Annotated in this window: 13 protein-coding genes and 10 tRNA genes; 18 read left to right on the forward strand and 5 right to left on the reverse strand. The window is 44.0% G+C overall.

All coding sequences use genetic code 11. The features are described from left to right. Positions 1-25: 25 nt before the first annotated feature. From ACMXYP_RS06190 to ACMXYP_RS06200, 3 genes are all read right to left on the reverse strand, one after another. The gene (locus tag ACMXYP_RS06190) at positions 26-853 is read right to left on the reverse strand and encodes an HDOD domain-containing protein (RefSeq protein WP_415884146.1); all 828 of its coding nucleotides are present in this window, start codon (positions 851-853) and stop codon (positions 26-28) included. Between the two features lie 164 nt (positions 854-1,017). Further along, complete coding sequence (locus tag ACMXYP_RS06195) at positions 1,018-1,389, reverse strand: hypothetical protein (protein ID WP_415884147.1); 372 nt, start codon at positions 1,387-1,389, stop codon at positions 1,018-1,020. A 111-nt stretch (positions 1,390-1,500) separates the two neighbouring features. After that, positions 1,501-2,715: a pyridoxal phosphate-dependent aminotransferase gene (locus tag ACMXYP_RS06200; protein ID WP_415884148.1), complete on the reverse strand. Its 1,215-nt coding sequence runs from the start codon at positions 2,713-2,715 to the stop codon at positions 1,501-1,503. Positions 2,716-2,891: 176 nt separating this feature from the next. On the opposite strand from ACMXYP_RS06200, the gene msrB reads away from it, so the two are divergent. Together msrB and ACMXYP_RS06210 are read left to right on the forward strand one after the other, a co-directional pair. Then, positions 2,892-3,296 (forward strand): peptide-methionine (R)-S-oxide reductase MsrB, encoded by a 405-nt coding sequence (gene msrB / locus ACMXYP_RS06205; RefSeq protein WP_415884149.1) that lies wholly within the window; start codon positions 2,892-2,894, stop codon positions 3,294-3,296. Between the two features lie 8 nt (positions 3,297-3,304). Further along, the gene (locus ACMXYP_RS06210; RefSeq protein ID WP_415884150.1) at positions 3,305-3,973 is read left to right on the forward strand and encodes a DNA-3-methyladenine glycosylase I; all 669 of its coding nucleotides are present in this window, start codon (positions 3,305-3,307) and stop codon (positions 3,971-3,973) included. A gap of 58 nt (positions 3,974-4,031) precedes the next feature. Here ACMXYP_RS06210 and ACMXYP_RS06215 read toward each other — a convergent pair whose 3' ends face one another. Both ACMXYP_RS06215 and syd read right to left on the reverse strand, forming a co-directional pair. Beyond that, a complete protein-coding gene (locus ACMXYP_RS06215) occupies positions 4,032-4,613 on the reverse strand; it encodes a YajG family lipoprotein (protein ID WP_415884151.1) in 582 nt (193 codons plus the stop codon). A 6-nt stretch (positions 4,614-4,619) separates the two neighbouring features. Beyond that, on the reverse strand, positions 4,620-5,183 hold the full coding sequence (gene syd, locus ACMXYP_RS06220; RefSeq protein ID WP_415884152.1) for a SecY-interacting protein: 564 nt from the start codon (positions 5,181-5,183) through the stop codon (positions 4,620-4,622). A gap of 322 nt (positions 5,184-5,505) precedes the next feature. Between syd and ACMXYP_RS06225 the strand changes: the two genes are divergently transcribed. From ACMXYP_RS06225 to ACMXYP_RS06300, 16 genes are all read left to right on the forward strand, one after another. Then, a tRNA-Asp gene (locus ACMXYP_RS06225) sits at positions 5,506-5,582 on the forward strand. Positions 5,583-5,632: 50 nt separating this feature from the next. Further along, positions 5,633-5,708, forward strand: a tRNA-Val gene (locus ACMXYP_RS06230). A gap of 92 nt (positions 5,709-5,800) precedes the next feature. Next, positions 5,801-5,877 (forward strand) — tRNA-Asp (locus ACMXYP_RS06235). Positions 5,878-5,927: 50 nt separating this feature from the next. After that, positions 5,928-6,003, forward strand: a tRNA-Val gene (locus ACMXYP_RS06240). A gap of 92 nt (positions 6,004-6,095) precedes the next feature. Next, positions 6,096-6,172: transfer RNA gene (locus tag ACMXYP_RS06245), tRNA-Asp, on the forward strand. Between the two features lie 66 nt (positions 6,173-6,238). Beyond that, positions 6,239-6,314: transfer RNA gene (locus ACMXYP_RS06250), tRNA-Val, on the forward strand. 92 nt (positions 6,315-6,406) lie between these two features. Next, positions 6,407-6,483 (forward strand) — tRNA-Asp (locus ACMXYP_RS06255). 50 nt (positions 6,484-6,533) lie between these two features. Beyond that, a tRNA-Val gene (locus tag ACMXYP_RS06260) sits at positions 6,534-6,609 on the forward strand. A gap of 92 nt (positions 6,610-6,701) precedes the next feature. Then, positions 6,702-6,778 (forward strand) — tRNA-Asp (locus tag ACMXYP_RS06265). Between the two features lie 66 nt (positions 6,779-6,844). Then, positions 6,845-6,920 (forward strand) — tRNA-Val (locus tag ACMXYP_RS06270). A 185-nt stretch (positions 6,921-7,105) separates the two neighbouring features. After that, positions 7,106-8,029 carry a diguanylate cyclase gene (locus ACMXYP_RS06275; protein ID WP_415884153.1) on the forward strand — a complete coding sequence of 308 codons (924 nt, stop codon included), beginning with the start codon at positions 7,106-7,108 and terminating at the stop codon, positions 8,027-8,029. Between the two features lie 191 nt (positions 8,030-8,220). Continuing rightward, complete coding sequence (locus tag ACMXYP_RS06280) at positions 8,221-9,120, forward strand: 1-aminocyclopropane-1-carboxylate deaminase/D-cysteine desulfhydrase (RefSeq protein WP_415884154.1); 900 nt, start codon at positions 8,221-8,223, stop codon at positions 9,118-9,120. A 111-nt stretch (positions 9,121-9,231) separates the two neighbouring features. After that, positions 9,232-10,113: an NAD(+) kinase gene (locus tag ACMXYP_RS06285; protein WP_415884155.1), complete on the forward strand. Its 882-nt coding sequence runs from the start codon at positions 9,232-9,234 to the stop codon at positions 10,111-10,113. A gap of 1 nt (position 10,114) precedes the next feature. Continuing rightward, complete coding sequence (locus tag ACMXYP_RS06290; RefSeq protein WP_415884156.1) at positions 10,115-11,095, forward strand: metallophosphoesterase; 981 nt, start codon at positions 10,115-10,117, stop codon at positions 11,093-11,095. Next, positions 11,095-11,949, forward strand: coding sequence for a rhomboid family intramembrane serine protease (locus ACMXYP_RS06295; RefSeq protein WP_415884157.1), 855 nt, complete (start codon positions 11,095-11,097; stop codon positions 11,947-11,949). The genes ACMXYP_RS06290 and ACMXYP_RS06295 overlap by 1 nt, the downstream gene beginning before the upstream one ends. Positions 11,950-11,952: 3 nt before the next feature. Next, on the forward strand, positions 11,953-12,828 hold the full coding sequence (locus ACMXYP_RS06300) for an alpha/beta fold hydrolase (protein WP_415884158.1): 876 nt from the start codon (positions 11,953-11,955) through the stop codon (positions 12,826-12,828). Positions 12,829-12,847: the final 19 nt, after the last annotated feature.

Below are 12,847 nucleotides of genomic sequence, written 5' to 3' on the forward strand. Positions count from 1 at the left end.
TGCCTTTTTAAATGTTGAAGTGAAGCTAATCAGCTAAACCATCTAAACCTGATTCAAGATTTAGTGCTTCTTCTAGATCACCTGATGTATCTGCTGATACACCTGCAAGTGTGGCGACATCTTTAGGGTAATTACTTTGTAGTGTATCGATATTGTCTTCATTGCGGATAGCCGAATTCACAACGCAAGCTAGATTGACCACTGCAGCCAGTGCTGATGGCTCTTCGAAAGAGGTTGCTTGTTTGTGTTGGCGAACAGCAATGCCTAGCTCTTTCGGAAAGCTCCACATATCTAATAAAGCTTGTCCTGCTTCAGGCGCTGTGAAGCCTAAGTGCTCGATTTCTGCGTCACAGCGGCTGCAACTTGAATTATCTATTGTTGCTTGAATTTCCTGTGCACGTATTGGTTGGGATAGGTGTAATAGAAGACGGCCAATGTTATGAATTAAGCCAGCGGTAAAGGCAATGTCAGGATCAACTTCTGTATCTCGTTCAGCAAACCATTTTGATAGAGCTGCCACGCGGAATGATTCGCTCCAGAATTTCTTCAGGTCTAACCCTTCCACTTCTTTAACAGAGCCAGCAATACCCGAAGCGATAACAAGCGTTTTGAGTCGCACCATGCCAAGCATTACGACTGCTTCATCAATAGATGATACTTTGCGTCTTAGACCGAAATGGGCAGAGTTTACGAGGCGCAGAATTTTTAGAGACAGTGTCTGATCTTGTGCAACTTTTTCAGCAATTTCGCCATAATCTGCAGCAGGGTTGTTTAATTGCTGAATTAACTGTCTTACGACTTCAGGAACGTTGGGCAGTTTGTCTGTTTGCTCAAGTAGTTCGCGAATCTCCATGTGCACTCCTTAGAGATAAGATTCATATGATTGAGCTTATTTAACACCCATACCTGTATCAACATAAAGCTCTAATTAGATAATTAGAGATCTATGAGTTTTTTTGCAAGAAGTTTTTGATTTTTAGGCAAAAAAAAAGCGGCTGGTGGCCGCTTTTTAATCAATTAGTCCTCATTTAGGACCAAGCCTTCTATCTGAGATCGAATGCCTTCGTACTGTCCCATCTCTTCTGGCATAAAGTAAAGTTTGTAGTAACAACGGTCCACTAAACGGCCTTTTTTGTCGTTAACCGTTTCTTTGTAGGAGCCATATAGGTAGTTCATTTGTACGTGAATAACACGGGTATGAGGAGGTATGGTTACCTCATGATGTTCGAGGTCGTAACGGATCTTAGACTCTTTAATTGTATAGAAAGAGACTTCTGCGACATGATTTAGGTTGATGAGAAAGTTGGATGTAACGGGAACAAGGTGGCGCTGCTCTAGGCCGTTGTGTTCCATATAGATACCGCAGTTTTTTCTTACCTTTATAAACATTGATTATCCTATTTACTCTAAAGGCGAATACACAATATTGAGCTTAGTCTAGGATGGTCTTATTACAATGACATTACAAAAAAAAACGGCCATCGAAGATGGCCGTTCTGTTTATTGCTCGTAGGTTTTGAGGAAGGTGCCTATCCTTTCGATAGCGTCCTGAAGCTCATCCTTACGAGGTAAGAATACCAACCGGAAATGTTGAGTATCCGGCATGTTAAAGCCGCTGCCTTGCACAATAAGGACTTTCTGTTGAAGTAGCAGATCTAAAGCCATCTTCTCGTCATTCTTGATCGGATAAACCTCTGGATCTAATTTAGCGAACAGATACAGTGCGCCTTCTGGTTTCGTACAGCTTACACCTGGGATCTCGTTAAGCATCTTCCAAGCTAGATTACGCTGCTCGTAAAGTCGACCACCCGATACAATCAATTCATTGACGCTCTGGTATCCACCTAGTGCTGTTTGGATAGCATGCTGAGTTGGTACGTTGGAGCAAAGGCGCATGCTAGAGAGCATCTCCAAGCCCTCGATGTAGTCACGGGCATTGTGCTTTGGACCGCTTACAATCATCCAGCCTGAACGGAAACCCGCTGCTCTATAGGATTTTGATAGACCGTTGAAGGAGATACACAAAACGTCATCAGCAAGTGATGCTAGAGGCGTGTGCACTGCTTCATCGTACAAAATCTTGTCATAAATCTCGTCTGCGAAGATGATCAGATTATGCTCACGGGCAAGTTCTATGATCTGTTCAAGTACGGCTTTTGGATATACAGCGCCCGTTGGGTTATTTGGGTTAATAACCACGATACCTTTTGTGCGATCAGTAATTTTACTGCGCATATCTTCAATATCCGGAGCCCAATCTTTTTCTTCATCACAACGGTAATGGATTGGGTTACCGCCGCTCAGGCTTACTGCAGCTGTCCAAAGCGGGTAGTCAGGTGCAGGAATTAGCATCTCATCGGTATCGTTTAGCAAGCCTTGCATGGCCATAACGATAAGTTCTGAAACGCCATTGCCAATGTAGATATCTTCGATACCTACATTTTTAATTCCGTTCTTCTGACACTCTTGCATCACCGCTTTACGGGCGGAAAACAAGCCTTTTGAATCACAGTAACCTTGGGAGGCGGGTAGATTCAAAATAACGTCCTGTACAATCTCTTCAGGCGCGTCGAAACCCCATGGGGCGGGATTGCCAATGTTTAATTTAAGGATTCGTTGTCCTTCTTCTTCAAGACGTTTAGCTTCCTGAAGTACTGGACCACGAATGTCGTAACACACATTGATCAGCTTGTTTGATTTACGGATTACTGGCATTTTATTGTCCTGCAAACCTAGCCGGGAATCTCTGCGGCTAGATGTTGTCCTATGCATAGAGACCTAGGTTGTATGGTATAAGCCTCAGAAAAAAAAGAGACTAATCATACGCCTTTTATTTGTTGAAACCTAGGGAAATGGCGTACTGCAGGCTTTTTTATTATCAGGGAGATTGTATGGCTGAAAAAAACCAAAAGGTCGTTCATTCTGAGCAAGAGTGGCAAGATCGTTTGAGCCCCGAGCAATATCGAATCTGTCGCCAAAAGGGCACAGAGCGTGCTTTTACGGGTGAATATTACAATAACCAGCAAAGCGGGGAGTATCGTTGTATCTGTTGTGGAACCCCGTTGTTTGGATCAGAGCAAAAATACGATTCAGGAAGTGGTTGGCCGAGTTTTTGGCAGCCGGTCGAGGAAGGAGCTATAGACGAGCACAGTGATACAACTCACGGCATGGTGCGTGTAGAGATCACTTGTGCGACGTGCAATTCACATTTAGGGCACGTATTTACGGATGGGCCGCAACCCACCGGCCTCCGGTATTGTGTGAACTCTGCATCCTTAGATTTTGTAAAAAAGTGAAATAGTAAATGAAATCCTTCCAATGGATTTACGAACATGTTCAGGCTCATTACCCAGATCAAGATGTAGAAGCGCTCTTGCCTGTAGCTAAAAGTGAGTTAGAGCTAGTGCAAGTGACTGATGATCGATTGTTCAGCGACATGATGCGTAGGGTGTTTCGCGCAGGGTTGAAACACTCTTTAGTTGATTCTAAATGGCCCGCGTTTGAACAAGCTTTTTTTGGATTTGATCCAGAAAAAGTGAGCTTGATGAGCGACGAACAGTTAGAAAATTTAATGCAGAATGATCAACTGATCAGGCATTGGGGCAAGATTAAAGCAACTCGTGTGAATGCTTTGATGGTTACAGACCTTGCTAGTAAGCATGGTAGTTTTGCGCAGTTGGTCGCTCATTGGCCGGTTGAAGATATTATTGGTTTATGGGATTTGCTCAAAAAACAAGGTCAGCAATTGGGTGGAAATTCAGGAAGCTATTTTTTGAGAATGATCGGCAAAGATACGTTTATTTTGACCGATGATGTTGTTGCTGGACTGAAAGCTCAAGGAATTATTGAGAAAAAGCCAACAGCAAAAAGGGATTTGAAGCTCGTTCAAGAGTGTTTTAATCAATGGCGAGAAGAGTCTGGTAGGCCAATGTGTCAGATTAGCCGTTTGCTCTCTCATACCGTTGGATGGTAGAAAATAAAAAGCCTGCGTCTTAACAGATAGCAGGCTTTTTTATTGTAATTTCTAGCTATTAGTTAAACTGAATGAAATCTATTAGTTGTTGATCATTCATTGCTAGGTTCATCACGCTGGAAAATAGATCATTTACCAATCTCTCGTTTTCTTCTTCTGAAGGTACGCCCACAAAAGTCTGCTGTTTATCTGCTGTATAAGTGCCGGTGTAACTCTTGTTATCTTTGCTTACCGTTACCTTTAACTTGGTATCTAAGCTCACGGTCTGTTTTATTTTTGATTCAGAAGCGCGGTAATTAAGTTCAATAAGACTGATGGTTAGATTAAATTCACCACCGTAGAAGCGAACGATTCCCATATCTTCCAATGCGTGTTCAGTCGTATGCTGCAGAAGATGAAGGCTATCTTTTAATACAATAGATGGTGCATCTGCATCACCTGTATAGCGGTAGCCAATGACTGAATCTGCTCTTAAGTCTTTCGGAATAATTTCTATACGCTTTTCTTTACTTAATACTCTAGAGATTTGGATCTGCGGGTGTAGATCTAGCGTTTGTGAATTAAATGTCATGCAACCGGTTAAGGTGCTAGTGGCTAATATGGCTAGTAATCCGGTTACTAATAAACGTATCTGTTTCAACTTAACTTACTCCGTATCAGGAATTAGACGGGGGGTTAATGAATTAAGAAAGTCGGCTAAGTTGTCAGCCAACTTTCTGATAGGCGGTTTACCTGGGCGCTCTAACCAGACCTCTCCACTAAAATTATCGACACTGATAAAAAAGTCTTCATCTGGTTCTGGGCAGGCAATAAAAAAGGTTAGAGGTCTTTTTTGCTGGCGTTTAGAAAGTGCGTGACCAATTAGATTACTGCGTAAGCGCTCCATATCTTCATCATTCCAAACCTGAATTAAACTTAGGTCGCCATCACTGCAACTTGCTGGAAGTGGATCTGACCAGTAGCGGCAATAATAATCAACAATATCTGGATGAATAGATTCCTCTAAAGCTTCCTCTAGCCGGGTAAACATATCATTTGGGGCTGCTTGTAGTGTTGGCCACCAAGATACAGTAACTCCATCTTTAGCTTGGGTAGCGTAGCACTCTGAAGGCCAATCTGAATTGAATCGGATTAGAGGGTGCTGCGCCTGTATAGCATCAAGCTTCTCCATAAAACTATCTAAAGCTGAAACGGTGGGGGAGACTGGCATATAACACTCTCTATATAAATCGCTGGTCAGCGAATGATTCTAACTTAATTCAAGGATGTGGAAATAACTTTATAAGTAAGAGAATCGTATTTGTTGGGAAAAGCGAGTAGTTATTAAGTTGATATGTGTAGGATGATTTTTGAACAGTTTAATGGAACATACTGTTTTGCTTTGATTTATTCTAACTTACTGATTTTGTACAAAGAATGTGCAATCAAAAAGAATGAAATTTTTTTTGTTTAAACGTTTGACATGGGGAACAAAACCCGTAAAATTCGCACTCCGTTTGGGGCAGTAAGTAACTGTCTTGGATGATGAATGTGGAGCGGTAGTTCAGTTGGTTAGAATACCTGCCTGTCACGCAGGGGGTCGCGGGTTCGAGTCCCGTCCGTTCCGCCAACTTCTCTTTCGAAGTGCTGAAAGAGTCGTAAATAAGCCATCTGCTTAGTGGGCGTGTAGCTCAGTTGGGAGAGCGTCGCCCTTACAAGGCGAATGTCGGGAGTTCGAGCCTCTCCACGCCCACCACTAAGCACTATTGTCGAGCGATAGTTTGATGATAGAAGCCTGTCACTGCCAAGGTAGAGAGAGGTCGCGGGTTCGAGTCCCGTATACAATGTGGAGCGGTAGTTCAGTTGGTTAGAATACCTGCCTGTCACGCAGGGGGTCGCGGGTTCGAGTCCCGTCCGTTCCGCCAACTTCTCTTTCGAAGCGCTGAAAGAGTCGTAAATAAGCCATCTGCTTAGTGGGCGTGTAGCTCAGTTGGGAGAGCGTCGCCCTTACAAGGCGAATGTCGGGAGTTCGAGCCTCTCCACGCCCACCACTAAGCACTACTATCGAGCGATAGTTTGATGGTAGAGGCCTGTCACTGCCAAGGTAGATAGAGGTCGCGGGTTCGAGTCCCGTATACAATGTGGAGCGGTAGTTCAGTTGGTTAGAATACCTGCCTGTCACGCAGGGGGTCGCGGGTTCGAGTCCCGTCCGTTCCGCCATTTATGCCCTTTGGGTAACTTCTCTTTCGAAGTGCTGAAAGAGTCGTAATAAGCCATATGCTTAGTGGGCGTGTAGCTCAGTTGGGAGAGCGTCGCCCTTACAAGGCGAATGTCGGGAGTTCGAGCCTCTCCACGCCCACCACTAAGCACTACTGTCGAGCGATAGTTTGATGATAGAAGCCTGTCACTGCCAAGGTAGAGAGAGGTCGCGGGTTCGAGTCCCGTATACAATGTGGAGCGGTAGTTCAGTTGGTTAGAATACCTGCCTGTCACGCAGGGGGTCGCGGGTTCGAGTCCCGTCCGTTCCGCCAACTTCTCTTTCGAAGTACTGAAAGAGTCGTAAATAAGCCATATGCTTAGTGGGCGTGTAGCTCAGTTGGGAGAGCGTCGCCCTTACAAGGCGAATGTCGGGAGTTCGAGCCTCTCCACGCCCACCACTAAGCACTACTATCGAGCGATAGTTTGATGGTAGAGGCCTGTCACTGCCAAGGTAGATAGAGGTCGCGGGTTCGAGTCCCGTATACAATGTGGAGCGGTAGTTCAGTTGGTTAGAATACCTGCCTGTCACGCAGGGGGTCGCGGGTTCGAGTCCCGTCCGTTCCGCCATTTATGCCCTTTGGGTAACTTCTCTTTCGAAGTGCTGAAAGAGTCGTAATAAGCCATATGCTTAGTGGGCGTGTAGCTCAGTTGGGAGAGCGTCGCCCTTACAAGGCGAATGTCGGGAGTTCGAGCCTCTCCACGCCCACCACTAAGTACCTTCCTTGTATTACTTATATTTCCTATTTATTAAATTTCTGCACCAAGACTTTTGAGTTGTTTACTTAAAGGCTGTATCTGTTACCCTTTCGTTTTGTGAGCCTATGTGCTTATAGCGTAAATAACGCTAGACAATATGTTTCCTGGAATAAAAATAAAAGAGATGGGAATACCTCAGTGAATTATGTGGATGAAACCGTGCTTGTATCACTCTGTCCAGACCCAGTTATAGGGGTTGATGGCTCAGGGATTGTTCAGTTGTTTAATGCGGCAGCTGAGAAGCTTTTGGGTTATTCGGCTGAAGAAGTTATTGGAAAAGTTAGTATTGCGTCAATCTATCCGAGTTTAGAGGAGGCGAAAGAGATTAAACGACTTTTGCTATCCGACTCGTATGGAAAGCCTGGAAGTATTGAGGGTTATGAGGCTAGGCTGGCTTGTAAGGATGGAGCGGTCGTACCGATTCGTTTATCAGCTGCGATTGTTGATAAAGATGAAGGTGGCAGTATTGGTTTCTTCCATGATTTGACGGAGAGGCAAAGTTTAGAGCAGCAATTGCATAAACTTTCTGTTACAGATGAGTTAACAGGTCTGTTTAACCAACGACATTTCTACACTGTGATGGCGCAAGAGTTGGATCGTGCTAAGCGCTACAACCATCCTTTAAGTTTGATCTGCTTTGATCTGGATAATTTTAAAAAGGTTAATGATTCTCTTGGCCACCTTGAAGGGGATCGTGTTTTAAGGCTTATTGGCGAGATTCTTCGGGAAACCTTGCGAGCATCAGATGTGGCTGTTCGATATGGTGGTGATGAATTTATGGTGTTGTTACCTGAGACCGATATTGATGCAGCAGCTAAGACTTCTGAGCGGATTAGAATGATGTTTAATTCTAAGTGTTCGTTTAGCGTTGATCATGATACGGATTCTCTGATCAAGGTTTCAGTAAGCCTTGGAGTGACTGAGACAAACGGTATGGAAAATCCAGATCAAATTGTTCAAAGATCAGATCTGGCAATGTATGAATCTAAAAGTTCGGGCGGGAATAGTACTTTCTTGATTAAGCAGCATATTGGTAATTTAGTTCAGACCGATAGTGCTTAAATAGGGCAGCCTAGATGATGCTGTTATTGTTCTTCAGCATCATCTAGACATTCATCGTCTTCATATTCATCAATATTAAGCAGCAGTAATTCTTCGATATAGTCTTCCACGTTTTTCTTCCTCTGTAATTTAATGTTCTTTTAAAGTACTTCATTTATATTTCAATAATGTTGCAGTGCTAATTAATTAAAATGCTACTTCAAAATCCCGTGTTCCCCGTACAGTTTTTAGAAACCGATGAGACTATTCAGGCGGGGGTTAAGCTTTACCTGCTTCGTTTAGATCTAACTGATGAAATAGTCAGCGGTAACAAGTGGTTTAAGTTGAAGTACAACCTGCAGCATGCCCTTGAAAATGGCTACTCGTGCGTCCTTAGTTTTGGTGGGGCGTATTCTAATCATATTCACGCCTTAGCTAAGGCTGGATCCTTGTCTGGGATAAAAACCATGGGTGTTATTCGGGGTGAGCCAGAGTATGCGGATAATCCAACCTTAAGAGATGCGAAAGCATGGGGGATGGAGTTGTGTTTTGTTAATCGTCAGGAATATCGTCAGCGGCATGATTCCGAATACCTTAAGACTTTAAAGGCTCGCTTTTCTAACCCTTTGATCGTGCCGGAAGGGGGCAGTAATAAATTTGCTGTGCAGGGCGCACGAGAAATAATCACGCCTGAGATCCTAGCTAAGGTTAATCCTGATCAAATTGTGCTGGCTTCTGGCACAGGTGGGACCTTAGCTGGTGTGGCTTTGTCTGTTCCTGATATTCCGGTTTTAGGTATACCTGTGCTGAAAAAGGCAGATTTTCTGTTTTCGGATATTGAAAACCTTATGACTGAATCGGGTGCAGATCCCACTGATAACTGGGATTTAGATCTGGAAGGGCATGGTGGTGGCTATGCTAAAGTGTCTAATGATCTGATAGCTTTCATGGATTTTATGCTGAAAGAGCATCAGCTTCCGCTAGATCAGATTTATACTGCAAAAATGCTTAGTCACCTGTTGAAGAGAATTGAGCGTGGTGATTATGCAGAAGGAAGTACTATTTTGGCTATTCATACCGGTGGTCTGCAAGGAACCCGAAGTCTAGCTTAAGCTTGATTAGCGCCAAATTGCGGTTTTGGTCATAAAGAATCATTGAAAAGAATCTGAAAAATCAGTTAGATAGAATCTGGTTTTTCATACAAACGTTAATCCGGAGAGATAATGGATTACTTTCGTAATATTGGTCTAATTGGGCGTTTAGGTAGTAAATCAGTTATAGATACACTTAAGCACCTTATTCGCTTTTTAGGTGATCGCGGTCTTAATACGATAATTGATGAGCGAATCGCTGAAGTTATGCCGGGTCATGGCCAGCAGACCAGTACGCAGAAGATGATGGGCGAAATATGTGACTTAGTCATTGTTGTCGGTGGTGATGGTAGTCTATTGGGTGCAGCTCGTTCCCTTGCTCAATACCATGTTCCAGTGCTGGGTGTGAACCGTGGCAATCTTGGCTTCCTAACCGATATCTCTCCAAATGAAATTGAAGAAAAAGTTGGCGAAGTACTGGAAGGTAAGTACACCGTTGATAGTCGTTTTTTGCTAGATGTCATCGTTAAGCGTGATGGCGTTCCTATTGGTGAGGCTACTGCACTTAATGACTGTGTGTTGCACCCAGGTAAAGCAGCGCGAATGATTGAATTTGAACTGTATATTGAAGGGCAGTTCGTTTACACGCAAAAATCTGATGGCTTGATCATCTCTACGCCAACAGGTTCTACTGCTTATTCGCTATCTGGTGGCGGTCCAATTATGCACCCGAAGTTAGATGCTTTGGTACTGGTGCCTATGTTCCCCCATACGCTTTCTAGCCGTCCAATCGTGGTTAATGGTAACAGTGAGCTGAAGTTGGTTATTAGCCCTAATAATGGTGCCTACCCAACCGTATCTTGTGATGGTCAAAAAGATATTAGCTGTGCACCAGGGGATACGATTACGGTTCATAAAAAACCCCATAAACTGAAACTGTTACACCCGCTCAATTATGACTTCTATAGTACCTGCCGAGAGAAACTTGGTTGGGGTACTAAGCTCGGAGATTGATGTGACTGATCAGTTTAAAGGCTACGATCTGGTTGGTGATGTCCATGGCTGCGGCCTTAGCTTAGAGCTTTTGTTAAGCAAGTTAGGTTACAGCAAAAAGGATGGTGTCTACTGCCACCCAGAGCGCCAGATGATCTTTTTAGGTGACATTGTTGATCGCGGTCCTAGAATCCGTGAGTCTCTACATGTTGTTTACGATATGGTGCAATCGGGCGCTGCTCAGATTGTTATGGGAAACCATGAATTCAACTTTCTAAGTTACTGTACGGAAGGGCATGAGGGCAGTGGTCTTAGCTATCTACGTGAGCATAGTCCACGTCACCACCGTATTCTTGCTGAAACCCTAGAGCAGTTTGCCGATTACCCTGAAGAGCAAGAGATGTTCTTACAGTGGATTCGAGAGATGCCTATTTATCTAGAGTTCGAGCATTTCCGTGTTGTGCATGCTTGTTGGCATCAAAAGCTAATTGATCGGTTCGAGGGTGAATACCCGAATCATATTATCGATGATCGTTTTCTACACCGTTCATCTAAACGTGGCACCTTTGAATGGGCGCTGACTGATCGCTTGTTGCGCGGGACACACTTAAGCTTGCCTGATGGTGAGGTCATGGTGAGTAAAGACGGTTATCGCAGACGCTTCTTTAGAACCAAGTTTTGGTCTGCTGAGCCGGAATATTATGCAGATGTTGTGTTTCAGCCGGATCCGTTGCCGGAGCATATAGCTCGTTTGAAATTAACTAAGCAGGACCATAATGATCTTCTCTATTACGGTCCAGAAGAGAAGATGTTATTTATTGGTCACTATTGGCGGGAAGGGGTTCCTGAACCTATAACACCTAATATCGCATGTTTAGATTACAGTGCGGTTAAATACGGTAAGTTGGTTGCATATCGATTGGATGATGAAAAAACTATTCAGCCTGACAAATTTGTATGGGTTGATGTAAGAACCGAAATCGCCGATGAGTTGGGTCTCTAATGATTAAGGTGCTTTCTGTGCCCTTAGGTGAAGATCTCACAGAGTTTACCCAAATCCTGTGGCGCTACGAAGTGCCGCATAGGGTTGTTGAGCTAGAGCATACTCAAGAGGTTTGGATTGCTGTTGGGGTTGAGCCTGCGCAGATTGTCGCTTTATATGAGAAATGTCGCCGGGGTGAGAGCCTTGAAGGCTTTGTTTTAGCGATTCCTAAAGCGGTGGGGCAGACAGATCTTTTATCTCAAGTTAAACAGGCTTGGATGAGCTGTTTGTTGATTGCGAGCAGTGTTGTTCTTACCTTCTTAATCTCGTTTGGTGACAATCTGGAATGGCTGCGTTTATTCACGATTGCAGACATTGTTCAAAAAGATGGTGGTTTATACAGCTCTGGTTTGGAAGGCACGCTAGAGTCTTTTGAAATTTGGCGTCTAATTACGCCTATCTTTTTGCACTTTAGTGAGCTGCATATTGCGTTTAATGCCCTTTGGATTTGGATCGTGGGTAGCCGGATTGAGATCTATCAAGGCCGTGTAACTTTGTGTCTATTAATCCTGTTTTCCGGCGTTATCTCTAACATTGCGCAATATCACGATGCGGGGCCAATGTTTGGCGGTTTATCAGGCGTCGTTTTTGCCTTCCTTGGCTATGCGTGGTTGTGGGATAAAACCCAGTCTGATCATCGGATCGGCTTGCCTCAGAGTATTATGGGATTCTTAATTTTCTGGCTAGTGCTTGGCTATGCTGGTGTTCTAGAAGCACTGCAATTGGGTGCTATTGCAAATACCGCTCACCTAGTGGGTTTGCTAGCTGGTTTAGCATTTATTCCGTTTGGAAAGCTTTTAGCTACTAGGAGATAAAAAGTGGATCCTGTTTCACTGTCATTAGATCTTAACCATCGTTATCAAGGGCAGTGTGATCGACTTAACCAATTGCCAGAGTGTAATGTGACTGGTCGATATCAAGCCACCTCCTTAGGGCCTATCTGGGTAATGGAGGCTGGGCCTGAAGATGCGCCGCCATTAATCGCTCTGCATGGCTTGCATACACCTGCACCGTTTAACCTCGAGCTGCTATGGCCTTTGACTAAGCATTTTCGGGTAATTTCGCCTGATATTCCTGGGCAAGCAGGTAAAACTCCAGGTATTGCGCCAGTGCCTTCAAATAGTGCCTATGCCATGTGGCTCGATCAGCTTTTGGATGCTTTGGGTGTTGAGCAAGCACCTATGGTAGGGCTCTCGTTTGGTGGAGCGGTTTTACTTGATTTGGCTGCTTACAAGCCTGAGCGTATATCTGCTGCATCTTTGATTGTACCAGCGGGTTTTTCTCGGCCCTTGTGGCGGCCATTGAAAAAGCTGATTCTGCCTTTTATTGGCTTTAAAATTCATACCGACCAGCCGCATTTTGATCAGCTAATGAAACCGTTGATGGAAGATAACTGGCCTGAATTGGAACAGTATTATTATTCGACGTTTCAAGCGGGTATTCCTATGACGTTGATACCGCCGGGGCCATTTTCAAAAGCAGAGCTGTCCAGATTTAAATCGCCTGTACAGATTTTCAGTGCAAGTGAAGATATCTATTTCGATCCGGATCAGTTAGCTGAGCAAGCAAGATCGACTCTGGCAAACCTAAAACAGTTAAAAGAACTCGAAGATCTACATATCCCTTGTGAAGAGAATAGACGTTTGATTCAAGAACAAGTGGTCGCATTTATGCGGAATGAAATAGGGATGTGATAGACTTTGTAGATTCCAA

This window comes from Neptuniibacter sp. QD34_54 (assembly GCF_047778055.1).
Lineage (GTDB): Bacteria > Pseudomonadota > Gammaproteobacteria > Pseudomonadales > Balneatricaceae > Neptuniibacter.